This is a genomic window from Staphylococcus felis (genome assembly GCF_003012915.1).
Lineage (GTDB): Bacteria > Bacillota > Bacilli > Staphylococcales > Staphylococcaceae > Staphylococcus > Staphylococcus felis.
Genome location: NZ_CP027770.1, coordinates 2,157,961 through 2,181,308, shown reverse-complemented (window position 1 = coordinate 2,181,308; position 23,348 = coordinate 2,157,961). Strand labels below are relative to the sequence as shown.

At 34.1% G+C, this 23,348-nt stretch carries 20 protein-coding genes; 12 read left to right on the top strand and 8 right to left on the bottom strand.

The window, feature by feature from the left end:
- The first annotated feature begins 174 nt into the window (after positions 1-174).
- Positions 175-1,842 (top strand): formate--tetrahydrofolate ligase, encoded by a 1,668-nt coding sequence (locus C7J90_RS10190; RefSeq protein WP_103208270.1) that lies wholly within the window; start codon positions 175-177, stop codon positions 1,840-1,842.
- A gap of 397 nt (positions 1,843-2,239) precedes the next feature.
- On the opposite strand, the gene C7J90_RS10185 is transcribed toward C7J90_RS10190, so the two are convergent.
- The gene (locus tag C7J90_RS10185; protein WP_103208268.1) at positions 2,240-3,139 is read right to left on the bottom strand and encodes a biosynthetic peptidoglycan transglycosylase; all 900 of its coding nucleotides are present in this window, start codon (positions 3,137-3,139) and stop codon (positions 2,240-2,242) included.
- A gap of 340 nt (positions 3,140-3,479) precedes the next feature.
- Here C7J90_RS10185 and tyrS point away from each other — a divergent pair, with 340 nt between their 5' ends.
- Positions 3,480-4,742, top strand: a complete 1,263-nt coding sequence (gene tyrS / locus C7J90_RS10180; RefSeq protein ID WP_103208267.1) for a tyrosine--tRNA ligase — start codon at positions 3,480-3,482, stop codon at positions 4,740-4,742.
- A 74-nt stretch (positions 4,743-4,816) separates the two neighbouring features.
- Here tyrS and C7J90_RS10175 read toward each other — a convergent pair whose 3' ends face one another.
- A complete protein-coding gene (locus C7J90_RS10175; RefSeq protein WP_103208265.1) occupies positions 4,817-6,061 on the bottom strand; it encodes a S1C family serine protease in 1,245 nt (414 codons plus the stop codon).
- Between the two features lie 151 nt (positions 6,062-6,212).
- On the opposite strand from C7J90_RS10175, the gene C7J90_RS10170 reads away from it, so the two are divergent.
- Together C7J90_RS10170 and C7J90_RS10165 are read left to right on the top strand one after the other, a co-directional pair.
- Positions 6,213-6,830: a lysophospholipid acyltransferase family protein gene (locus tag C7J90_RS10170; RefSeq protein WP_103208264.1), complete on the top strand. Its 618-nt coding sequence runs from the start codon at positions 6,213-6,215 to the stop codon at positions 6,828-6,830.
- Between the two features lie 170 nt (positions 6,831-7,000).
- On the top strand, positions 7,001-8,125 hold the full coding sequence (locus C7J90_RS10165; RefSeq protein WP_103208262.1) for an HAD family hydrolase: 1,125 nt from the start codon (positions 7,001-7,003) through the stop codon (positions 8,123-8,125).
- 280 nt (positions 8,126-8,405) lie between these two features.
- Here C7J90_RS10165 and serA read toward each other — a convergent pair whose 3' ends face one another.
- The 3 genes from serA to C7J90_RS10150 form a co-directional block, all read right to left on the bottom strand.
- Entirely contained in the window at positions 8,406-10,004 is a 1,599-nt protein-coding gene (gene serA, locus C7J90_RS10160; RefSeq protein ID WP_103208261.1) for a phosphoglycerate dehydrogenase, read from the bottom strand.
- On the bottom strand, positions 9,994-11,157 hold the full coding sequence (locus tag C7J90_RS10155) for a pyridoxal-phosphate-dependent aminotransferase family protein (RefSeq protein ID WP_103208259.1): 1,164 nt from the start codon (positions 11,155-11,157) through the stop codon (positions 9,994-9,996). The genes serA and C7J90_RS10155 overlap by 11 nt, the downstream gene beginning before the upstream one ends.
- A gap of 90 nt (positions 11,158-11,247) precedes the next feature.
- Complete coding sequence (locus C7J90_RS10150) at positions 11,248-11,697, bottom strand: SACOL1771 family peroxiredoxin (RefSeq protein WP_103208258.1); 450 nt, start codon at positions 11,695-11,697, stop codon at positions 11,248-11,250.
- A gap of 72 nt (positions 11,698-11,769) precedes the next feature.
- Here C7J90_RS10150 and C7J90_RS10145 point away from each other — a divergent pair, with 72 nt between their 5' ends.
- Positions 11,770-12,513: a glycerophosphodiester phosphodiesterase gene (locus C7J90_RS10145; protein ID WP_103208256.1), complete on the top strand. Its 744-nt coding sequence runs from the start codon at positions 11,770-11,772 to the stop codon at positions 12,511-12,513.
- 74 nt (positions 12,514-12,587) lie between these two features.
- Here the strand turns inward: C7J90_RS10145 and C7J90_RS10140 are convergent, their stop codons facing one another.
- From C7J90_RS10140 to C7J90_RS10130, 3 genes are all read right to left on the bottom strand, one after another.
- Positions 12,588-13,544: an ornithine cyclodeaminase family protein gene (locus C7J90_RS10140; RefSeq protein WP_103208254.1), complete on the bottom strand. Its 957-nt coding sequence runs from the start codon at positions 13,542-13,544 to the stop codon at positions 12,588-12,590.
- Positions 13,545-13,710: 166 nt separating this feature from the next.
- Positions 13,711-14,313 (bottom strand): 30S ribosomal protein S4, encoded by a 603-nt coding sequence (gene rpsD, locus C7J90_RS10135; RefSeq protein ID WP_103208252.1) that lies wholly within the window; start codon positions 14,311-14,313, stop codon positions 13,711-13,713.
- Between the two features lie 223 nt (positions 14,314-14,536).
- Positions 14,537-14,989, bottom strand: a complete 453-nt coding sequence (locus C7J90_RS10130; RefSeq protein ID WP_103208251.1) for a GAF domain-containing protein — start codon at positions 14,987-14,989, stop codon at positions 14,537-14,539.
- A 190-nt stretch (positions 14,990-15,179) separates the two neighbouring features.
- Between C7J90_RS10130 and ezrA the strand changes: the two genes are divergently transcribed.
- The 7 genes from ezrA to C7J90_RS10095 all read left to right on the top strand — a co-directional run bounded on the left by ezrA (position 15,180) and on the right by C7J90_RS10095 (position 23,289).
- On the top strand, positions 15,180-16,877 hold the full coding sequence (gene ezrA / locus C7J90_RS10125; RefSeq protein WP_103208347.1) for a septation ring formation regulator EzrA: 1,698 nt from the start codon (positions 15,180-15,182) through the stop codon (positions 16,875-16,877).
- A 589-nt stretch (positions 16,878-17,466) separates the two neighbouring features.
- The gene (locus tag C7J90_RS10120; protein WP_103208249.1) at positions 17,467-18,609 is read left to right on the top strand and encodes a cysteine desulfurase family protein; all 1,143 of its coding nucleotides are present in this window, start codon (positions 17,467-17,469) and stop codon (positions 18,607-18,609) included.
- Positions 18,599-19,819: a tRNA uracil 4-sulfurtransferase ThiI gene (thiI, locus tag C7J90_RS10115; protein ID WP_103208248.1), complete on the top strand. Its 1,221-nt coding sequence runs from the start codon at positions 18,599-18,601 to the stop codon at positions 19,817-19,819. The genes C7J90_RS10120 and thiI overlap by 11 nt, the downstream gene beginning before the upstream one ends.
- Positions 19,820-19,946: 127 nt before the next feature.
- The gene (gene sppA / locus C7J90_RS10110) at positions 19,947-20,933 is read left to right on the top strand and encodes a signal peptide peptidase SppA (RefSeq protein WP_103208246.1); all 987 of its coding nucleotides are present in this window, start codon (positions 19,947-19,949) and stop codon (positions 20,931-20,933) included.
- Between the two features lie 98 nt (positions 20,934-21,031).
- Positions 21,032-21,565: an RDD family protein gene (locus C7J90_RS10105; RefSeq protein ID WP_232618951.1), complete on the top strand. Its 534-nt coding sequence runs from the start codon at positions 21,032-21,034 to the stop codon at positions 21,563-21,565.
- A 14-nt stretch (positions 21,566-21,579) separates the two neighbouring features.
- Positions 21,580-22,077 (top strand): thiol peroxidase, encoded by a 498-nt coding sequence (tpx, locus tag C7J90_RS10100; RefSeq protein WP_103208242.1) that lies wholly within the window; start codon positions 21,580-21,582, stop codon positions 22,075-22,077.
- 264 nt (positions 22,078-22,341) lie between these two features.
- Positions 22,342-23,289: a class I SAM-dependent methyltransferase gene (locus C7J90_RS10095; protein ID WP_103208240.1), complete on the top strand. Its 948-nt coding sequence runs from the start codon at positions 22,342-22,344 to the stop codon at positions 23,287-23,289.
- Positions 23,290-23,348 lie beyond the last annotated feature (59 nt).

The following is a 23,348-nucleotide window of genomic DNA, read 5'->3' as shown; positions in this document are numbered from 1 at the left end:
TCGACTTTTCATGAGTAGTTCGTTATCATTGTTAGTGAAGCATCGCTCTTCATCGGGGATGAGACATGGCAATATTTATTTTTAGGGGTCAAAAAGAGATTCTCATTTGCTTAAATCCTGACTGCTTTTGTCTCAACCTCATTAAATTCAATTTCACTTAAGGGGCTGAATAAGTTGAGTCATTTATCAGATTTAGAAATTGCAAACCAATCTACATTAAAACCTATCACAGAAATCGCTAGTAAGGCGGGAATTTCTGAAGATGCGTTAGAGCAATATGGTCATTATAAAGCCAAAATTGATATTTCTAAAATTCAAACAAAGGGAAATAAAGGAAAAGTTGTACTTGTGACTGCAATGAGTCCAACACCTGCTGGGGAAGGTAAATCAACAGTAACGGTTGGATTGGCAGATGCTTTCAACAAAATCAACCAAAATGTTATGGTTGCATTAAGAGAACCTGCACTTGGCCCAATCTTTGGTATTAAAGGTGGTGCGACAGGTGGCGGTTATGCACAAGTATTACCTATGGAAGATATTAATTTACATTTTAATGGTGATTTCCATGCGATTACCACAGCGAATAACGCATTATCAGCATTTATTGATAATCATATTCATCAAGGTAATGAATTAGGCATTGATCAACGTCGAATTGAATGGAAACGTGTTTTAGATATGAATGACCGTGCTTTACGTCAAGTTGTTGTAGGTCTGGGAGGCGCAACTCAAGGTATTCCACGAGAAGATGGTTTTAATATTACAGTTGCTTCTGAAATTATGGCTATCTTATGTTTGAGTACAGGCATTTTAGATTTAAAAGAAAATATTGCAAATATTACAATAGGATACACACGTGATCGTAAGCCTGTCACTGTAAGAGACTTAAAGGTTGAAGGTGCTCTTGCTATGATTTTAAAAGATGCAATTAAACCAAACTTGGTTCAAACGATTGAGGGAACACCAGCATTGATTCACGGCGGACCTTTTGCCAATATTGCACACGGATGTAATTCAATCATTGCAACAGAGACAGCTCGTGATTTAGCTGATGTTGTCGTAACTGAAGCTGGTTTTGGTTCAGATTTAGGTGCTGAAAAATTTATTAATATTAAGTCAAGAAAAGCTGGATTTGAGCCAGATGCTGTGGTGCTTGTTGCGACAATCCGTGCTTTAAAAATGCACGGTGGTGTTGCCAAAGATAACTTAAAAGAAGAAAATGTTGATGCAGTTAAAGCTGGTATTGCCAATTTAGAGCGTCACGTGAATAATATACGTAAGTTTGGTGTAGAACCAGTTATCGCATTAAATGCATTTATTCATGATACAGAAGCTGAATTTGATTTTGTTAAAGAGTGGGCAGAACGAAACCATGTTCGTTTATCATTAACCGAGGTATGGGAAAAAGGTGGAGAAGGTGGCGTTGACTTAGCAGAAAAAGTATTAGATGTGATGAATCAACCTAATGAATTCAAACGCCTGTATGATTTAAAGTTACCTCTAGAAGAAAAAATCGAAAAAATTGTTAAAGATATTTACGGAGGTTCTAAAGTTACATTTACGTCAAAAGCCAAAAAGCAACTTAAAACATTTAAAGAAAATGGATGGGATCAGTACCCAGTTTGTATGGCAAAGACACAATATTCATTCACAGAAGATCAAACACAACTTGGTGCACCAACAGATTTTGAAATTACAATTCGTGAACTTGAAGCCAAAACAGGAGCAGGATTTGTTGTTGCTTTGACTGGTGCTATTATGACAATGCCAGGGCTACCTAAAAAGCCTGCAGCGCTAAACATGGATGTAACTGAAGATGGCCATGCTAAAGGACTATTCTAATGAATGGATTATTGACAGAATGAAGGCGTTAACTTTACTAAGTACTTTCCACTGAGGAGATATTTGTATTATTGAGCTGAGTCTGGGACATCAATCCCAAAATAATAGCGTAGAGATGGTTCTTGATTGAATCACCTCTACGCTTTACTTTTATCAATCATTCGTATTGTTTGGCTCGCATTTCCTAGGGGATGGGTCGAGCCCCGGTCTCGAAGCTCATCCTATTCCTTTAGAAGTCTCGCCAACAATACGACGTGATATACATGTAATTTTACATTAAAATCCTTTAAAAAAATACACTTTCGTATTATTGAATGAATCATCTCATTATAAGAAAACTTCGAGATATTTATGTCCCAGCCTGATACTAGCGTAAGCGTGTATAATCTATGTAGGCTTACGTTTTTGATTTGATTATACGATCATAAAGGTTATCATTAAGAGCATTTTTATATTGTTTAGGCGTAATTTGCTTTTCGATTAACATCCTTTTAAGGACGTATTTTTGTCTGTCGATAGATGGTTTTGTAATTTCAATACCTCTAAAGTTTCCATCTTCATCATATGGTGTGTAATAATATGGACTTTGAATGATGCCGGCAAGATAGGCGGCTTCTGATATAGATAAATCAATAGGTGCTTTGCCAAATATTCCATAAGAAGCAGAAGTAATACCTGTAAGGTGTTGACCGTTATGGTCGTATCCGAACGGAACAATGTTCATATAAATATACATAATCTCATCTTTTGTTAATAGTTTTTCAATACGCATTGCATACATGATTTCTTTGGCTTTTCTGTCATATGTTTTTTCATTTGTTAACAATTGATTTTTAATCAGTTGTTGCGTAATAGTACTGCCACCTGTTGCGCCTTCTTGATCAAAAAGATCTTGATACATTGCGCGTAAAATAGCTTTTGGTAAAATGCCATTGTGTTCGTAAAATTGTGCGTCTTCAGAAGCCACTATAGCTTTAGACAGGTAGGGAGTCACTTCAGAAGGGCCGGCTATTAATGGTGGTTCAGGTTCATCGAAATATGCCAATAAATCTGTTGTTTCAGATATATGCTCTGACATATCAGGTAGATCGACTACTTGTGAGAATAGATAATTATTTTCTATGGATTGTTCATTGGAAATAATACTTGCAAAATAGCCTATACATACACCTATTAAAAATAGTGAAGCTATAATTGTAAATATAAAAAAAGATAATACGATTTTTTTGATTCTATGAAAGGTATTATCGTATTTTTGGATAAAAGATTCATATTTAGAGTATTGGGATGGGATCATGTCGTATAACCTCCAAACAGTAAATTAAGTATATCATAAATTTATAAATAACCGTTATGATATACTAATTGACAGTACCTCGTGGAAGTCTTATAATGAGTAGCAAATGGATATATAATTTGAAAGTGAAGACAAGTAATATAATTAACTTATTTACAGAGAGTTAGTGGTCGGTGGAAACTAGCAGAGTGATTATATGAATACACTTCGGATAGATTTTCAGCGTTTGACAATGAACGTATCATTGTAAAAGAACCCAAGTATGGTGGTAACGTGCAAAGTGCGCCCTTACATTTTTGATGTAAGTGGTGTTTTTTTATTTTTAAAGGAGGAATGACTTATAGTGAATACATTATTAGAGGATTTAAAATGGCGAGGATTGATATATCAGCAAACTGATGAAGAAGAAATAGAAAAATTACTCAATCAAAAGCAAGTTAAATTATATTGTGGTGCTGATCCAACGGCAGATAGTTTGCATATTGGCCATTTATTGCCATATTTAACTTTAAGACGCTTTCAAGAATTTGGGCATCGACCTGTCGTATTAATTGGTGGCGGTACAGGTATGATTGGTGACCCATCAGGTAAAACGGAAGAACGCGTTTTGCAAACAGAAGATCAAGTTGCTCAAAATGTTAAAGGAATTCAAAAACAAATGGAGCAATTGTTTGATTTTAATAGTGATAATGGAGCAATTTTAGTTAATAATAGAGATTGGTTAAGCCAAATATCACTCATTGAGTTTTTGAGAGATTATGGTAAGCATGTCGGTGTCAATTATATGCTTGGTAAAGACTCTATTCAAACACGACTTGAACATGGTATTTCGTATACAGAATTCACGTATACCATTTTGCAAGCGATTGATTTTGGTCATCTTAACAAAGAAATGGATGTTCAATTACAAATCGGTGGTTCAGATCAATGGGGTAATATTACAAGTGGTATTGAACTCATGCGACGTATGTATGGGACTACAGATGTGTATGGCCTAACAATTCCATTAGTGACAAAATCAGACGGGAAAAAGTTTGGTAAGTCAGAATCAGGTACAGTTTGGTTAGACCGTGAAAAAACAAGTCCATATGAATTGTATCAATTTTGGATTAATACGAGTGATGAAGATGTGATTAAGTTTTTAAAATATTTTACATTTTTATCAAAAGAAGAGATTGAAACACTTGAGCAATCTGTAAAAGATGAACCACATTTACGAAAAGCTCAAAAAGCTTTAGCTGAAAATGTGACGCGTTTTATTCATGGTGAAGAAGCACTGAGCGAAGCACAAAGAATTTCTCAAGCTTTATTTAGTGGAGATTTAAAAGCATTAACTGCTGATGAAATTAAGACAGGTTTTAAAGATGTACCGCAAGTGACATTATCACAAGGTACAACGAATATTGTTGATGCGCTAGTTGAAACAAAAATCTCATCATCTAAACGTCAAGCAAGAGAAGATGTTTCAAATGGGGCTATATATATCAATGGAGAACGTCAACAAGATTTACAGTATGAATTAAGTAATGAAGATAAGTATGAAAATGCGTTTACCATTATACGTCGTGGTAAGAAAAAATATTTTATGGTCAATTATCAATAAATAGCTTGCTAAAAAGAAGTTCGAACGTTATTTTGTTCGAACTTCTTTTTCATAAAAGCAAGTAGTAATCAATGTTACTGTTGGCTATCTGTTTCGGTTAATTCAACATTAACTTTTATATCTTTACTGTCACGTTTGACGGTAAATGTAACACTATCACCTGGGTTTTTATGTTTATATAAATAATTGCGGAGTTCTGAATCATTATCAATTTTTTGTCCGTCAATTTGAGTAATAATATCTCCTTCTTTGAGATCAATATTTGGACGCTGTACTTCGGCAATGTATATGCCACTATTTAAATTTTGATTTCCCTTATAACGATCAGGTATATCTGAAACGTTAATCATGCCAATTCCAATTGAAGGTCGCTTGACTTCACCGTTTTTAACGAGCTGTTCAATAATTGTTTTGACCTCATTACTTGGTATAGCAAATCCAATACCTTCAACTTGAGGTGCTGCGATTTTCATAGAATTGATACCTATAAGGTTTCCATTGACATCTACAAGTGCCCCTCCTGAGTTACCTGGATTTATAGCAGCATCTGTTTGAAGTACTGTTACTTTATGGCTACCTTGCGAAGAATCAGCTTCAATCGTACGTTCATTTGCTGAAATAATACCAGAAGTGACAGTGTTAGCAAATTCTAAACCTAGAGGATTGCCCATTGCAAATACGCTGTCTCCAGTATTCACTTTCGAAGAGTCTGCAAAAGAAATGGCTTTGATATCGTTGCGGTCTTTTATTTTTAACACAGCGATATCGGTTAAGGCATCCGTTCCAATTAAATCAGCAGAAACTTGTTTTGAGTTGTGTAACTGTATTTTGATTGAGCTTGCTCCATCGATTACATGATTATTAGTTACGATATACGCGTTATTGCCATCTTTTTGATATATAACACCGGATCCAACACCTGTTGGTTCAGCTTTAGCACTTTGACCTCTTAATAAATCTTCGAGGTTGGTTGCTTTTTGTTCATTGATAACGCCCACAATAGAAGGGGACTTATCTTTAATCATCTCATTAATACTTGAAAAACTTTTGCTTTGTCCATCTAATAAATTCCCACCATTTTGGTTTTTAGCTACATTCACTTCAGAACCTGATTGATGAGTCAATTGTGAAGTTAGATTAGAAAATGCGCCCGTTAATCCTAAAACAATCAAACCACCTAATAGTCCAGAAATTAATGCAATCAATATGATTTTGAACCATGGTATCTTCGGCTTATGAGGAGGTGGGGGATTGTGAGTAAATGGGGTGTTTTGGTTATTATTTAGAGATGAATAATTTGAGTTTTCATTTTCTGTCATAAAAACGCCTCCCTAGCCCTTATTATGCTTCTTTGAAGATTATTTTACCAGTATCTTGATATCAGACTTTAGACTTAAATTTAACAAAACTTGTTGATTAATAGGGAAAATGATAAAATTTAGAGGATAATTAACAAGAGTAGGTGTAACGATGTTATATAGTTTAATAGGTCATTTTATAAGATTTGTCATTGTAAAATTGTTTAAAAATCTAGAAGTGTTAGGAGAAGAGAATCAGCGAGAGCACGATAGCTACTTAGTCACATGCAATCACGAAAGCTATAATGACGTTATTTTGTTAGGTGTATCATTATTGCCAAATCAAATTCATTATATGGCCAAACAAGAGCTTTTTAACAACAAAATTTTCGGGAAACTTTTAACAGGTTTGAACGCTTTTCCCGTTAATCGCGAAAACCCTGGACCAAGTACGTTAAAGCGACCTGTAAAGTTATTAAACGATAATAAAACTGTAGGTATTTTCCCTAATGGGCGACGTACATCTGAGGAAGTACCATTAAAAAGAGGGGCTGCTACTATTGCGTTATTAGCAAAAAAACCAATCTTACCAGCAGCTTATATGGGGCCTGATACAATTCCTGGAATGTTTAAACAAAAGGCGTATATTAAATTTGGAACGCCGATTGATGTAACTGATTTACCTCAAGGTCTTAAAAGACAAGAAAAAGTGGATTACATCACTCAGCAAATTAACGAACGAACAAAAGCTTTACAACACGAATTACGTGAACATGTTAATCATCAATAAATAGACCAAGAGTAGAGTGAATCATTAGTATAACTCTACTCTTTGTTTTGAGGAGACGGAAAATTAAATGAATATATTGAATCGGGTATACCAATGACGTATATGTTCATTTTTTAGCAGACATGGTATAATTAAGTAGTCTGAATATTCTATACATAAGGAGGGCTAATATGTCAAAAGCAATTTTATTTGATGTTGATGGGGTATTTTTAGATGAATCAAGATGTTTTGATGTTTCGGCATTAACGATATATGAGTTACTATATGATGCAAAATTTTTAAACTTGGCGTCCATTATCCATTTAGAGGAAATCACTGATGATGAGATACAATTAATTCGGTCATCCGTGTTTCAAGATGATTCAATTTTAAATCAACTCAAGTCACTTGGATTAAATTCAAATTGGGATATGTTGTTTATTGTTTTTTCGATTCATTTAGTCTCAATTTTACGTTCATTGAATGACAAGGATAAAGAATACTTTTTAAGCGAGTCAAATTTTGATGAAACAACTCTAAAGTGTCTGGGTGAAAAAGTAAAAGCGTGTAAAATCGATTACACTTTGCCATTTGAATTTATAAATACTGTTTCGAAAGGTAAAGATGCCATTTATCAAGATTTAAAAAAGTATGTAGCTCAAAATTTAAATACGACATCAGTAAGCCTGTTTGAAATTCAAAGTCCTTTATGGCAATTGTGTCAAGAGATCTATCAAGAATGGTATTTAGGTACTCAATTATATGAAGAGGTAGAAAAGAAAATAGCAAAGTCAGATTATAAAAAGGGGTATATTTATCAAGAAAAGATATTAGCCCCCATCGATTCTATTCGTCAGTTACTTCAAAAATTAATAGATCGAGGATATGCGATTGGTATTGCAACAGGTCGTCCAAGAACTGAAACAATAGTTCCATTTGAGACACTTGGTTTACTGCCATACTTTGACCTTAATCATGTCATCACTGCATCTGAAGTGTTGAAAGCAGAACAAATGTATCCAAGTTTAAGACCGTTAGGAAAACCAAATCCATTTACTTATATTGCTGCGTACCTTGGTAATCATGAAACATTATATCAAGATTTTGCGACAGAACAAACGAACCGCTTCAAAAGAGAAGATATCACAATAGTAGGTGACTCACTAGCTGATTTAATCAGTGCACAAAAATTAGGAGTGCAATTTATAGGTACATTAACCGGCTTAAAAGGGAAAAAAGCAGCAGAAGAGTTACAAAATAACGGGGCAACAAATTTAGTTGATACAGTATTGGACATTGAATCATATTTTGTTTAACGAATGACCTTTAAAACAAAATGAAGCAAACTTAGTTTAGAGATTACAGCAGTAAACATATTCAAGATAGGAGTTTGGGGCATCAATCCCCAAATAATAGCGTAGAGATGGGTGTGTTCTCTACGCTTTTCTTTTATCAATAATTCGTATTGTTTGGCTCGCATTTCCTAATTGAATGAATCATCTCATTATAAGAAAACTTCGAGATTTTTATGTCCCAGCCTGAGTTTTGATAAGTGTGTGTTTCACTAAAAATGGTTGCTTAGGAGAGGGAAAATCTTTATTTATTGCTATTTAAAATAATTTGGTTTACTTTTTCGAAGCCATCAATACACAGCAACTCATTTTGAACTGTTTCGCTGACAATATCATCCACGGTTAATATCATCATAGCATTACCGCCTAATTGTGTTCGTCCTAAATGCATTGATGCAATATTGACGCCGTGTTGTCCAAGGATTTGACCAGTCTTCCCAACGACACCGGGACGGTCATTGTGATTGATGAGTAGGTGATAGGTTTCTGGTTTGAAATCTACAGGATAATCATTGATACGTACAATTCTAGGCCCAAAGCCATTTAAAACTGTTGCCCCTAATTTTACAGAGTTTTCTTTATTAATCAGTTCAATCTCAATATAATTACTAAAACCTTTCTTCTTTTTTGTTTTCTCAATTGTATACGTTACATTTTGTTCGTTTAATAAAACGAGAGCATTAATAAGGTTAACGCGGTCAGCCATGTCTTGCTGTAGTACGCCTTTAACCAATGTACGTGTAATTAGGCTAGTATCGTCAAGTGCAATATCACCAGCATATAATATTTTGAGTTCGCGTGGCGCTTTTGGCATCAATTGAATCACAACTTCACCAGTCATTTGTGCTAAGTCAATAAAAGGTTGAATATCATCATCTTCATTAAAGATAAAGTTTGGAGCATTGACTGCATGATTAATATGCTGGTGTTTTAAAATTTCAATAATCTCTTTTGAAACCGAAATGGCAACTTTTTCTTGAGCTTCGATTGTGGATGCGCCAAGGTGCGGTGTGACAATGATTTTTGGATGTTGTGCAACTGGAGATTGATGCGCGGGTTCTTCCTCAAATACATCTAAAGCAGCACCTGCAATTTTACCATTATCAAGTGCTTCAATTAGATCAGACTCATTGATAATCCCGCCACGTGCAACGTTGATAATCCTAAGGTTTTGCTTCGTTTTATTGAAAAAGTCATGATTAATAAGGCCCTTAGTTTTTTCAGTCAAAGGCGTATGAATTGTTATAAAGTCAGACTGTTCTGCGATTTCATCGATAGTAGCTCGAGTAATCTCTAATTCTTTAGCTTTGTCCTCTGAAAGGTACGGGTCATATGCAAGAATATGCATACCAAAACTTTGTAATCGTTTGATAACACCAATACCAATTCGGCCAGTTCCGATAACGCCTAATGTTTTTTGATAAAGTTCCGTTCCTTTAAATGATTTGCGATCCCAATCACCATTTTTGAGTGAATGATGAGCTTGTGGAATATTGCGGGCCATGCTGAGTATCATTGCTACGGAATGTTCGGTTGCTGAAATAGTGTTACCGTCTGGTGCATTGATGACAATAATACCTGCTTTTGTTGCGGCTTCTATATTTATATTATCAACTCCTACACCAGCTCGAGCGATTACCTTTAAATTTTTCGCCTTCTCAATGATACGAGCTGTTACTGTTGTTTGACTTCTAACAATCATTGCATCATATTGCTCAATACAGCTTAATAATTCTGCTTCAGTCAAACCTGTTTGATGTGTCACTTCAAAGGCATGATCTTGATATAAGTCTTTCAAACCATCTTTTGAAATTGGATCAGCTACAAGCACTTTATAATTCATGCATTAACACCTCCGAATATACTTTTGTAGCAGCACCGATGTACGATTTTTTTCTATAGTTAGTTAAAATAATTTCTAAACTTACTACAAAGGGAAGTAATTCGAATGGAGAAATAAATCCCATATGGCCAACTCTTAATATTTCACCTTTTAGCTTCCCTTGTCCACCAGCGATTGTAATATTAAAATCATTTTTTAAGCGACTTTTAATTTCATTAACTTCCTCTTTGTCGTTAGGAATAAAAGCAGTTACTGTTGGAGATGCATTTGCATCATCAACTAATAAATCTAAATCTAATGCTTTAAGCGCTTTACGTATGGCATCACGAATTTTGTAATGTCTCTCAACCACTTGTTTAAATCCTTCATCTTCAACTAAACGACAGTATTCGATAACACCTCTAAAAGCTGTGATATTTGGTGTAAAAGGTGTGGAACTTTTTTCTAAAGATTGATAATGTTTATCTAAATCTAAATAGAATCGTGCGGTATCCACATCTTTGAATCGTTGAAGAGCTCGGTTGCTATATGCAACAAAGGCAATGCCTGGAGGTAGCATTAGTGCTTTTTGGCTACCAGAAACTAAAACATCGATATGATCTTGTTTCATATTGACATCAACAGCACCAATACAGCTGACACCATCTACAACAAAATAAATAGATGGATCAAATTCATGCAAGGCTTGACCTAGAGATGAGACAGGGTGTAGTACGGCGGTAGATGTTTCACAATATTGAGTGAATACAGCAGTAATGGATACTTCAAGACCTTTAATAAAGTCGATAATATCTTTGACATGGAGCGCGCTTCCCCATTCCACGTTATATATATGTACGTTAGAAAAGTATGTTTCAGCAATTTGTTGGTAACGCTGTCCAAAAGCACCTGATACAATAATGACGATATGATCCTCTTTATTAACGATATTGAGTAAGCTTGCTTCAAGAGCACTCGTTCCACTAGATGAGAGTATTAAAACATCATTATCTGTACCAAAAACAGGTTTTAAACTACTAAATGCCTTTTTAGCAATCGTTTCAAAATCTTTAGAACGATGACCTACCATTGGCAGATTCATTGCTGATTGAATAGAAAGTGGTACAGGAGTAGGGCCAGGGGTCAATAAAGATGAATGATGTGTAAATAACATATGTAAACCTCCTTTGTAGTAATGAAGATAATTTTACCAAATTTTCTGACAAAATTACAGAGGTATTTTAGAATAGTTTAAAGTTTAGTGCTATTCTAAAATGACCTGAGGATAGATAAGGATTTTGACATTATGCCTTAAACTATTTGAAACCATACAATTTTGGTCTGAAATCTTGATTAATCTGTCGATTCTATTTTCTATCTTTTCTTTTTGTGAAGGTGTCTTAACATAAATGAAGGGTTCATGTACTATCTTTTCCATTTTAAATAAGCCATCTTTTAAAGAAGCAGTTCCTTTACTATTGACTATTAATTTTGAAAAAGTGAGTCGAGCCCGCTCTAATGTAGCGGCTAAAGATATAGTGATACATCCAGAAGCAGCGCTGATTAGTAATTCGTCAGGGTTTGTTCCGACACCTCGACCATTAAGTTCACTTGGAATAGAGAACTCGTGGTTTAAATGATCTGCACTTATTTGACCAGTAGCATTTCGTCCACCTTCCCAATGTGTCTTGACGTAAAAATCATGTTCAATCAAAATACATCTCTCCTTAAAATATGTTAAGTTAAGTGTATTGAACTCTTTATCAAAATGAAAGGAACATGTCTTATGAAAATAATGAAGCCTCAACCTGAGTTTAATATTATTGCACATCGAGGATTATCACAACGTTTTCCTGAGAATACTAAAAGTGCATTTATCGCAGCGTTAAGTCAGCATATTGATATGCTAGAGATTGATATTCATCGAACTAAAGATGGCGAACTCGTTGTAATACATGATGAAACTGTAGATCGCACTTCTAATCATAAAGGAGCAATAAAGGATTTAACATTAAAAGAATTGAAGCGTTACGATTTTGGGGGATGGAAAAGTAAAGGCGATTATGAATCCATTTTAACATTCAAAGAAGTCATTGAATTGGCTAAAAATTATTCTAAGTGCTTATTAATTGAAATTAAAAAGCCTGCAAATTATCCAAATATCGAATCAGATGTTCTTAAAGTGATTGAAGACTGCGCATTTCCAATTTCTCGTATTATTATTCAATCATTTGATCAATTATCTATTCAACGTTTTAGATTACTACATCCAACATTAAAATTAGGCGTATTATTAAGTAAAAGAAAATATTGGTTCAAACAACCACCATTTGAAAAAATTGCACAATACGCTCAATATATCAATCCAGAATACAGTATGGTCAATCGACACTTTATGGAGCGAGCAAAGCTGTATCAGTTAGAAGTATTTCCATATACTGTCAATACTTCTAAAGATGTCAAAAAACTGATTCAACTAGGTGTGAATGGTGTCATTTCAGATGTTCCTGACGAATTATTTAGATTGTAAAAATAAGGCTGAGATATAAGTCTTTTCAGAAAACCGATAAACGGCGTAAAAAGAAGTGTCTCAGCCTTATTTGACTATTCAATTGATGTTTGGAGACAGTGATAAGCACCTAAGGCAACTGCAAGGTCATAATATGAAGCGCCAACACTCTTAAATACAGTAATATCATCCTCTGACCGCGCTAAATCTGACGACTCAATTAAAGATTTTAAATTTCCATAGACATCTTCAAAACAGAATATTTTTTCTTCGTTTGCTTTGATGAATTCACCTGCTTCTTTTTTTACGCCGTCAATATCATCAAATACAACATGTGAGGCATTCGGTAGGATTTGATAATCTATTTCCACCATATCTGGTCGATATGAGCCTATCCCATTAATATGTGTTCCTTTTTGAATATCTTTTGCGTTAAAGACAGGTTGGGTAGACTGAGTTTGACAATTGATAATATCAGACTGAACGACTAAATCATTTACATTATCACTCACTAAAACATTTAAATGTGGGAAGCGATCTTGAATATATTTTTGAAACTGAATTGCTTTTTCATAGGTACGATTATAAAGTATCACATTTTGGATATTTCGTACTTCGATATTTCCCCATAGTTGTTCATATGCCATACCACCTGTACCAATCATGCCGAGTGTTTGAGCATTTTCACGACTTAAATATTCAGTCGCAATTGCACTTAATGCCCCAGTCCGTAAACGTGTGAGATAACTTGCATCAATGGTCGCTATATGTTCACCTGTTTGAATATTTGTAATTACGATATTCGCTTGAGTAGTTGGACGATTAGCAGTTGGATTTTGAGGGGTAATTGATGTGATTTTAATCATTCCCATTTGTTTGCCAAAGTGAATAGAAGGCATATACAACATAGATTGCGAGCCTTCACCAGTCGGTATCACGAGCCTTTCTGTATGGCTCACATGATTTAATTCTTTTAACAATAATTTGATATCTTGGATAGCATCTGTCATTTGATAGTGTTGTTGGATTGTCGCATCATCATAAAATTGCATGATATATCACTCGCTTTCAGGTGGATTACCTCTAGTATAGGTAAACAACAGTATATTGTAAAATAGTGGATAAGAGGGCACATATGAGAGGGGATTTAAGATAATAGATTGATGATAAAAAAAGCCTAACTTGGAAAGATTCCAAATTAGGCTTTTGAACCATGCATTAACGAGAGTAGTACTCAACGATTAATTGTTCGTTAATTTCAGCTGGTAATTCACTACGCTCAGGTAAACGTACGAATGAACCTTTTAAGTTATCAGCATCAAAGTCTAAGTAGTCAGGTACGAAATTATTGATTTCTACTGACTCAGCAATGATAGATAATTTTAATGATTTTTCACGAACTGAAATTTCTTGACCAGGTTTTAAAGTATATGATGGAATATCAACACGTTTTCCATCAACTAAAATATGACCGTGATTAACTAATTGACGTGCTTGACGACGTGTGCGTGCTAAACCTAACGCATATACAACTGCATCTAAGCGGCTTGCAAGTAAAATCATGAAGTTTTCACCGTGAATACCACCTTGGTTACCTGCAGTTTCAAATGTGTTACGGAATTGACGCTCAGTCATTCCATATAAATAACGTAATTTTTGTTTTTCACGTAATTGTAAACCATATTCAGTTAATTTTTTACGTTGTGTAGGACCATGTTGTCCTGGTGCGTATGGTCGTTTTTCAAGTTCTTTACCAGTACCTGATAAAGAGATACCTAAACGACGAGATTTTTTCCAATTTGAACCTCTGAATCTTGCCATTAGAGATTCCTCCTTTTCTTTTTTGTTGTTATGAAAAAACAAAAAAGAGTGTTGTAGACTTGGGAGGGTATAGTGTTTTATGTGTCCTCGCCTCATAGCTACGGTTACACGGCACGTCCGCTTTGGGAACACCATAGAGCCCACCAATATACAACTGCTATTTTCGTTTATTCACACGATGAATATTGTACCATAACAGAAATAAAAGTCAACCATTAATAGACTACAAATGTTTTTCTAACACTGTTACAACTTCTTTTAATCCTTCTTCATCATCTTTTGAGAAGCGATTTGTAATTGGCGCATCAATATCAAGTACACCAATGATGGTATTATTTTGATAAATCGGTAAAACAATTTCAGATTGACTATTTGCATCACAGGCAATGTGGCCTTGGAATGTATTAACATCAGCGACACGCTGTATTTCTGCTTTAGCAACTGCTGTCCCGCATACGCCTTTACCGATTGGGATATGTACACAAGCAGGTTTGCCTTGAAAAGGGCCTAAAATAAGTTCATTATCTTTAATTAAATAAAAACCTAACCAATTGATATTGTCTAGTTGATCATTTAATAAAGCAGATGCATTACTTAAATTGGCAATTAAATCTGTTTCGCCTTCAAGTAGAGCATCTAGTTGACGTGCTAAAAGTTTATAATTTGGTTTTTCCATTAAATATCACACCTTGTTGAAATGATTATTGCTATTATATAAGTAGTAAAATTGAAACGCAATCATGAGTGGAATCTTTAGTATTGAAAATGTCTTATAAAGAAGTTATCGTTTATTTCAAGATTTCATTTTATTGCACTGTTAAATTACGTTATAATAGTTTTATGTACATAGGAGGAGTCGAGTGGACATGGCATTATATATCATACTAGCAGTTATATTAATTTGTCTTATTGTAATAGGCGTATTAATTTATATGCGTTCAAACAAAAGATCTATGATTCAGTCAGCTGAAGAACGCAAAGAAAAGTTAAAGTCATTATCTTATGACGAAAGTTTAGAAAAGTTAAAAAAGCTTCAATTATCTGGTGAAACTAAACACGAATATGACCAATTAAATGAAAACTGGACACAAAGTAATAACGAATTTTTGATTCCAGTTGAAGAGAAAATCCATGATGCTGAGGTCAGTTTGGATAAATTCAAATTTTCTCAATCGCAGTCTGAAATTGAGGATGCACACGCATTAATGGATCAGTTCGAAGCCAATCATGAGTCATTAACACAGAAGGCTGAAAAAGTTTTTCAAACACATCAAGAAAATGATGTTATATACGAAGAAACAAAAGCAGCACATCGCAAAATGAAACGAGATGTCTTGGCGAATAGACATCAATATGGTGAAGCTGCAGAGCCTCTTGAAAAGGAAATTGAAACATTTGAACCAGAGCTTGATGTGTATCAAACGCTCAAATCTGAAGGTAATTATCAAGAAGCACATCATCATATTAAGCAATTAAATGAAGATATTTTATTTTTGAAAGAAGATATGAAAGAAATTCCTGAGTTAATCAGAGAAGCTCAAAAAGAGTTACCTGGGCAATTTCAAGATATTAAGTACGGCGTTCGAGATTTAAAGGTCGAAGGTTATGATTTAGATCATGTAAAAGTCGATAGTACATTACAAGACCTAAAAACTGAATTGAGTTTTGTGGAACCTATGATCAGTCGTTTAGAATTAGACAAAGCAAACGATAAACTAGATGAGATTAACCAGAGATTAGATGAAATGTATGATTTAATTGAACATGAAGTAAAATCTAAAAATGCAGTTGAAGAGTCAAAAGAGCGCATCACAGATGATTTGTTTCATGCGAAAGACATGAATTATACATTACAAACTGAAATCGAATATGTACGTGAAAACTACTATATTAATGAAAGTGATATTCAAAGTGTTCGTCAGTTTGAAAATGAAATTCAAAATTTAATTACAGTATATGATGAAATATTATCTGAGATGGCCAAATCTACTGTGAGATATAGCGAAGTTCAAGATAATCTCAAATATATTGAAGACCATGTGACTGTTATTAATGAAAAGCAAGGTAAACTTCAAAATCATCTTGTGTCGTTACGTGAAGATGAAGCAGAGGCAGAACAACATATTCTACGTGTTCAAAGTAAAAAAGAAGAAATATACAGACGATTACTTGCTTCTAATCTGACTAGTGTACCTGAACGTTTTATTATTTTGAAAAATGAAATTGATTATGAAGTAAGAGAAGTTAATAAGCGTTTTAGTGAGCGACCAATTAATGTCCAACACTTAAAAGATAAAGTAAATAAAGTAGTACTTCAAATGAACAAATTTGAAGATGAAGCGAATGATGTTTTAATTAATGCGGTTTACGCTGAAAAACTGATACAGTACGGTAATCGATACAGAAAAGATAATCATGATTTAGATAAAAGTTTAAATGAAGCAGAACGATTATTTAAAAATAACCGTTACAAACGTTCAAGTGAGATTTCAGAACAAGCTTTAGAGCATGTTGAACCGGGTATTACCCAGCATATTGAACGTGAAGTGATGGAGCAGCAATAAGATGAGTCTGAGGCATATATATCAGTAATCGAAAAACTTCGAGGGTTTCGTAAGAATTTACGAAAAATCTCGAAGTTTTTCCTTTGATTTTATAATCGCACGATGTACAACTCATTTGCTTATACTTAATACGATAAACACAAAACCGAGTCCTTATTTTACCTTGTTTATTCCTCGCACCGACATGTGATTGAATACCAACATGGTTCTACTGGTTTTCTTATTTGTTTTTGAATGATACGAAAAGGTTTTTGTTTAAAGTATAACAGTGAATGATTATATGCATAAACGACGTATTGATGACGAGACTCCTGAGACTGCCCCTCGGAAAGCGAGGTCATATCATACAAATTTTTATCATAAAGGGAAGCGCTAAGACGCATTTTTATTAAAAATCATCTTAGTGCTATTTATTTTAGTGTTTATGTCCAAGTATGTTTTATGCTTAATAACTAGAGTAGCACTAATATTCGTATAAATAGCTTGACGGCAGTGATGAAATCATAGAAAATATCGAATGTGATTTACAAACTGTGTATGAATTGTAGTACAATGAATAGTGATTTTAAAAATGGGAGGCGTCATTTTAATGCTATATTTAGATAATGCAGCGACCACAAAACCCAATGCTGCTGTATTAACAAGTTTTGTTAAAGTTAATGAAAGCTTTTATTTTAATCCTAACAGCCCACACGATAAAGGATTAGAAGCGCAACGGTTATTAACTGAAGCAAGGGCTCAAATTAAGCAAGCGCTTAATCTTGACGAACAATGTGTTGTATTTACAAGTGGTGCGACAGAATCTAATAACATGGCTTTAAAAGGTGCGGCTTATCAAAAAAGGTCTTTCGGTAAGACTATTATTACATCACGTTTGGAGCATCCTTCAGTATTGGAAGTTATGCGAGAACTTCACGAAGAAGGATTTCACTTAAAATATGTCAATATTACGGCTTCGGGTCAAATTGATTTAGAACACTTAAAGACGTTGTTAAATCAAGACGTTATATTATTAACTTGTATGCATGTTAATAATATTATGGGTCAAATCCAACCTATTAAGAAAATCATTGATATACTAACGGATTACCCCAAAGTTCATTTTCATGTGGATGCCGTCCAAGCAATTGGTAAAGTACCATTTATAAGTGAGGGCATTGATAGTCTTTCGTTGAGCGGACATAAATTTAATGGGTTAAAAGGGCAAGGACTATTAATTCTTAACAATGAACATAGTATTTATCCTATTATCCAAGGCGGTGGACAAGAGTTCGGGATAAGAAGTGGTACAGTAAACCTACCTAATAATGTTGCATTAGCCAAAGCAATTAATATCACTATTAAACAGCACAACGACCGTTACAATGAACTTCGTACTATGAACAGTGCACTTAGACAATTTATACGTACATACAATGGCGTTTATATTAATTCACCTGAGGATGCTTCGGCACACATATTAAATATCAGCTTTCCAGGCGTAAGAGGGGAAGTACTCGTTAATGCATTCTCAAAGCAAAATGTGATGGTCTCAACAACAAGCGCATGTTCTTCTAAGCATGCTACACTTAATGAAGTCTTATATGAAATGGGTATTTCAAAAAATCGTATTTTAGGAAGTATTCGACTCTCTTTTGATCATGCCCTTAATGATGTCGAAATGACAAAATTTAAAAACGTATTTGATGATGTCTATCAAGAAGTAAAGGAGTTATTAATCAATGATTTATGATCATATTCTCGTAAGATACGGGGAACTTACACTCAAAGGAGCTAACCGTAAAACTTTTGTAAATCAATTGCGTTCTAATGTGAAACGTGCATTAATGCCTTTAAAAGGGTATGAAGTGAAAGCTAACAGAGATCGTATGTACATTCAACTAGAACCAGAAGCAGATATTGAAGAAATGATGCGTCGTATATCTAAAGTTTATGGTGTACATTCCATTAGTCCAGTTGTAAAAATAAAAAAAACAATGGATGAAGTATATCAATATGCTGTTAGATTTGCTAAAGAATATCGTGATGGAGATAGTTTTAAAATCGAAGTGAAACGATCCGATAAACAATTTGAACATGACACTTATGCCATTCAAAGAGCAGTTGGTGGAGCTATTTTAAAAGTAGTAAATGATGTTCATGTTGATGTCAGACAACCGGATCACGAAATTCGTATTGAGGTCCGCTTAGATGCTATCTATATGTATGACCGTACTATTAAAGCAATTGGTGGATTGCCTGTAGGAACAGGAGGTAAAACATTATTGATGCTGTCTGGTGGGATTGATTCTCCAGTAGCAGGGATGGAAGTCATGCGTCGTGGTGTGACAATTGAGGCTATTCACTTTCATAGTCCACCTTTCACCAGTGACAAAGCAAAAGAAAAAGTGATTGAGCTCACACGTATTATGGCAACACGAGTAGGGGCTATTAAACTTCATATTGTCCCTTTTACTGAGGTACAAAAGCAAATTCATAAAGTAGTGCATGAGCGTTATACAATGACTTCAACTCGCCGTATGATGTTACGTATAGCAGATAAAGTCGTTCATCAAATTGGTGCAGATGCCATTGTGAATGGTGAAAATTTAGGTCAAGTCGCGAGCCAAACTTTAAAGAGCATGTATGCGATTAATGCCGTTACAAGTACGCCGATTTTACGTCCACTATTATCATTAGATAAATCTGAAATTGTTGAAAAAGCAAAGGATTTAGGGACATTTGAAACATCCATTCAACCCTATGAGGACTGTTGTACAATTTTCACACCGAAAAATCCAGTTACTGAACCTCAATTTGAAAAAGTACTTAAATATGAATCTGGTTTTGACTTTGAGGAAATGATTAATGAAGCGGTTGCGAATATCGAAACGCTTGTGATTGATAAAAACTATGATTCGCACCAAAATGAAAAAGCTGCATGGGAAGATGATTTGTTCTAAAAGAGCAACCTTACAATCTAAAATGTTTAATTTATTTAAAAACAAGCTATTATTTCTTAAAAATTAACGAAATAATAGCTTGTTTTTGTTATGATAAAATTGAAAAAAATTTGAAGGGAAGTTATATATGTCTAAAAGAGTTGTTGCAATGATATTAGCGGTTGCTATTGTTATCGTAGGAATATTAATGAGCACTGTAACTACAGTTGTATCATCAATTTTTACAGATTCAAATACATTTGAACAAGACTTGCAACCTACAATTATTGAAAAAGGAGATGCATCAAGACAAATAGCAGAAATTAATGTCGATGGTGAAATCATGGACGCAGGAGCAGGTGGATTGTTAGGAGGTTCAGGCTATGATCATCAATTGATTCTCAATCAGCTTGAAACGATTAAAAATGATAGCAGTATAAAAGGTGTCTTATTAAACATTAATACACCAGGTGGTGGTGTATACGAAAGTGACGAATTATACCAAAAGATTAAAGAAGTACAACAAAAAGGTAAAAAGGTATATGTTCAAATGCAAAGCCTTGTTGCTTCTGGAGGATACTATATTTCTGCGCCAGCAGATAAAATATACGCAGGCCCTCAATCCATGACGGGTTCGATAGGCGTTATCTCGCAGTCAACAGATTACTCGCAGTTGCTAAATAACTTAGGTGTTAAAACAAATACGATTAAGTCAGGTGAACATAAAGATATTATGTCACCTACAAGAGAAATGACGGATGAAGAGCGTGAAATTTTACAATCTATTAATAAAGACAGCTATGATCGTTTTGTTCAAATAGTGAGTAAAGGCCGAAATCTTTCTGAAGCAAAAGTACGAGAACTCGCAGATGGTCGATTATATAGCGCCAAGCAAGCAGAATCAAATGGATTAATCGATCAAATTGGATATAAAGACGCTACTTTAAAAGATTTGAAGAAAAATATAAAAGCAAAAGATGCACAAGTGATTTCATTTGATGAAAATGCATATGGCATAAACTCATTATTTGGTGTCAAAACGTTATATAAACAAATACGTGCAGATATTCAGCAAGCCACTTCAATCATTCATAATAAGTCTGAAACAAGACCAATGTATATGTATGAAGGGTAGGTGAAAAAATGATTCATGAAACGAAAAATTTAAATTATAATCCAACCCAATATCATGAAAATAATCGAACGCCTAAAGTAGATTATGTCGCAAACCAAATGGTTCAGACGAATCAGCATGAATTAAATGCATTCTTTTATGCAGGTTTTGGACGCAGGTTTTTTAGTTATATTATAGATTTGTTGGTGCTTTGGGGATTTTCACAGATGATACTTAATCCGATATATACACTGACTGGTATCAATGAATGGAAATTGTGGATTAATTATTTTAGCGTTGATCACATTTTGAATGCATTAATCTATTTCAGTTACTTTGTATTTATGACAAAATATTTTCAACAAACGATTGGCAAAATGATATTAGGCATAAGTGTTTATAATGTCTCTATCACACCACTTAATTGGTCAGATGTCTTGTTTAGAGAATGGATTGGCCGAATCATATCGAATATATTATTAGGCCTTCCGTATTTATTTGTTATTTTTACGCCTAAACATATAGGTGTACATGATTATTTTGCTGATACAGTCGTAGTCAAAAATAAATATTTAAAATACATTAAAGAGAATGAAGCTTTATTGCGTGATAAGTCTTCTGATAATCCGTATAATAATGAAGTGATGTACTAATAGGAGGGAATGGAATGACACAAGTTACGTTTAAAGGAAATACAATTCACTTACTAGGACAAGAGGTAAACGTAGGACAAAAGGCTCCAGACTTCAAAGTAGTGGATAATAATCTGAACTCTAAGTCGTTAGCAGATTATAAAGGCAAGAAAAAATTAATTAACGTTGTACCATCAATAGACACAGGTGTTTGTGACCAACAAACTCGACGATTCAATGAAGAAGCAAGTCAAGAAAATGGCTATGTATTAACAATCTCTCTCGATTTACCATTCGCACAAAAAAGATGGTGTGCTTCAAGCGGGTTAGAAAATGTGATTACGCTCAGTGATTATCAAACGCATTCATTTGGAGAAAATTATGGTGTAGTGATGGAAGAATTACAATTACTTGCTCGTTCTATATTTGTATTGAATGCGGATGATGAAATTATCTATAAAGAAATTGTACCTGAAGGAACAGATTTTCCAGATTTTGAATCAGCACTAGCTGCATATCAAAGTTTAGACTAGTTGATCATATAAACAAGTTTTAACATAATCATTAGTAAAACAATGAGGTTAGGACAAAAGTGTCTAGGATTCGAACGTAACAACGCTAAAGAACCATTTTCGTAAAGAGAGTTGTTCTTTGACAAGTTTTCAAAATGTTGTCAAGTTGTGTAGATATAGCAAAATCCTACTTTTGAAACGTCGTTTAATGAGTTTCTTAAAGAACAATCACTCTGTCCTAACCTCTGTTTCGCTTTCGATTATAGTATTGAAAGGAAGGCAAATATGACAGAATCTAAAACAACCATGGAAGTGTTATTTCAAGCGCTTGATGAAAAAACAAATCGTTTAAATGAAGAAAATGGGCAAAGTTTTATTGAAAATCTTGGACTATCCATGGAATATATTTATACTTCAAAACGTGAATTACTTGAACAAGGGACACTACAAGATCGGCGTAAAGCATTTCAATTTGCTTATTTAAGTCAATTACAAAAAGAAGAAGTTCAAGCTAATCATCAAATTACCCCTGACTCGATTGGATTGATTGTAGGATTTCTCATTTCTCAATTTCAAAGCGAAAGTGAATCTCTGCATATTGCAGATATTGGTAGTGGTGCAGGCCACTTAAGCGCATCGATTCATGAAGTAATGAAAGATGTCACGTTAATGCATCATTTAGTAGAGGTTGACCCTGTATTATCACGATTAAGTGTGCATTTAGCTAACTTTTTAGAAATACCATTTGATGTATATCCACAAGATGCAATTATGCCACTTCCTTTTGAAGAGGCTGATGTTGTGGTAGGTGACCTTCCAATTGGTTACTATCCTAATGATGATAGGAGTCAACAAATGATGTTAGGTTTTGAAGAAGGTCACAGCTATGCGCATTATTTATTCATTGAACAAGCGATATCGACAGTCAAATCAACGGGATATGTCTTTTTAGTTGTACCTAGTCAATTGTTTGAAGATAAAAATGTAAAACAGCTTGAAAATTTTATTGCAACAGAAACAGAAATGCAAGCATTCTTAAACTTACCTAAAACATTATTTAAAAATGAAAAAGCTCAAAAATCTATTTTAATTCTCCAACGTAAAAAGCAAGGAGTAACAAAGCCTGTTGAAGTTCTATTAGCAAATATACCAGACTTTAAAAATCCACAACTTTTTCAAAATTTTATAGAAGAATTAAAAGAATGGTTGTCACAAAATCATCCTAAAAATTAATCTGTAATACTCTTGAAATTGGACTGTATTAATGGTTAAATAGATTTGAATAAATTTAA

Coding starts and splice junctions, on each gene's coding strand:
- C7J90_RS10185 (WP_103208268.1), bottom strand. CDS start 3,139: ATGATCCCATCCCAATACTCTAAATATGAATCTTTTATCCAAAAATAC.
- C7J90_RS10175 (WP_103208265.1), bottom strand. CDS start 6,061: ATGACAGAAAATGAAAACTCAAATTATTCATCTCTAAATAATAACCAA.
- C7J90_RS10170 (WP_103208264.1), top strand. CDS start 6,213: ATGTTATATAGTTTAATAGGTCATTTTATAAGATTTGTCATTGTAAAA.
- C7J90_RS10165 (WP_103208262.1), top strand. CDS start 7,001: ATGTCAAAAGCAATTTTATTTGATGTTGATGGGGTATTTTTAGATGAA.
- serA (WP_103208261.1), bottom strand. CDS start 10,004: ATGAATTATAAAGTGCTTGTAGCTGATCCAATTTCAAAAGATGGTTTG.
- C7J90_RS10155 (WP_103208259.1), bottom strand. CDS start 11,157: ATGTTATTTACACATCATTCATCTTTATTGACCCCTGGCCCTACTCCT.
- C7J90_RS10145 (WP_103208256.1), top strand. CDS start 11,770: ATGAAAATAATGAAGCCTCAACCTGAGTTTAATATTATTGCACATCGA.
- C7J90_RS10140 (WP_103208254.1), bottom strand. CDS start 13,544: ATGCAATTTTATGATGATGCGACAATCCAACAACACTATCAAATGACA.
- rpsD (WP_103208252.1), bottom strand. CDS start 14,313: ATGGCAAGATTCAGAGGTTCAAATTGGAAAAAATCTCGTCGTTTAGGT.
- C7J90_RS10130 (WP_103208251.1), bottom strand. CDS start 14,989: ATGGAAAAACCAAATTATAAACTTTTAGCACGTCAACTAGATGCTCTA.
- ezrA (WP_103208347.1), top strand. CDS start 15,180: ATGGCATTATATATCATACTAGCAGTTATATTAATTTGTCTTATTGTA.
- C7J90_RS10120 (WP_103208249.1), top strand. CDS start 17,467: ATGCTATATTTAGATAATGCAGCGACCACAAAACCCAATGCTGCTGTA.
- thiI (WP_103208248.1), top strand. CDS start 18,599: ATGATTTATGATCATATTCTCGTAAGATACGGGGAACTTACACTCAAA.
- sppA (WP_103208246.1), top strand. CDS start 19,947: ATGTCTAAAAGAGTTGTTGCAATGATATTAGCGGTTGCTATTGTTATC.
- C7J90_RS10105 (WP_232618951.1), top strand. CDS start 21,032: ATGGTTCAGACGAATCAGCATGAATTAAATGCATTCTTTTATGCAGGT.
- tpx (WP_103208242.1), top strand. CDS start 21,580: ATGACACAAGTTACGTTTAAAGGAAATACAATTCACTTACTAGGACAA.
- C7J90_RS10095 (WP_103208240.1), top strand. CDS start 22,342: ATGACAGAATCTAAAACAACCATGGAAGTGTTATTTCAAGCGCTTGAT.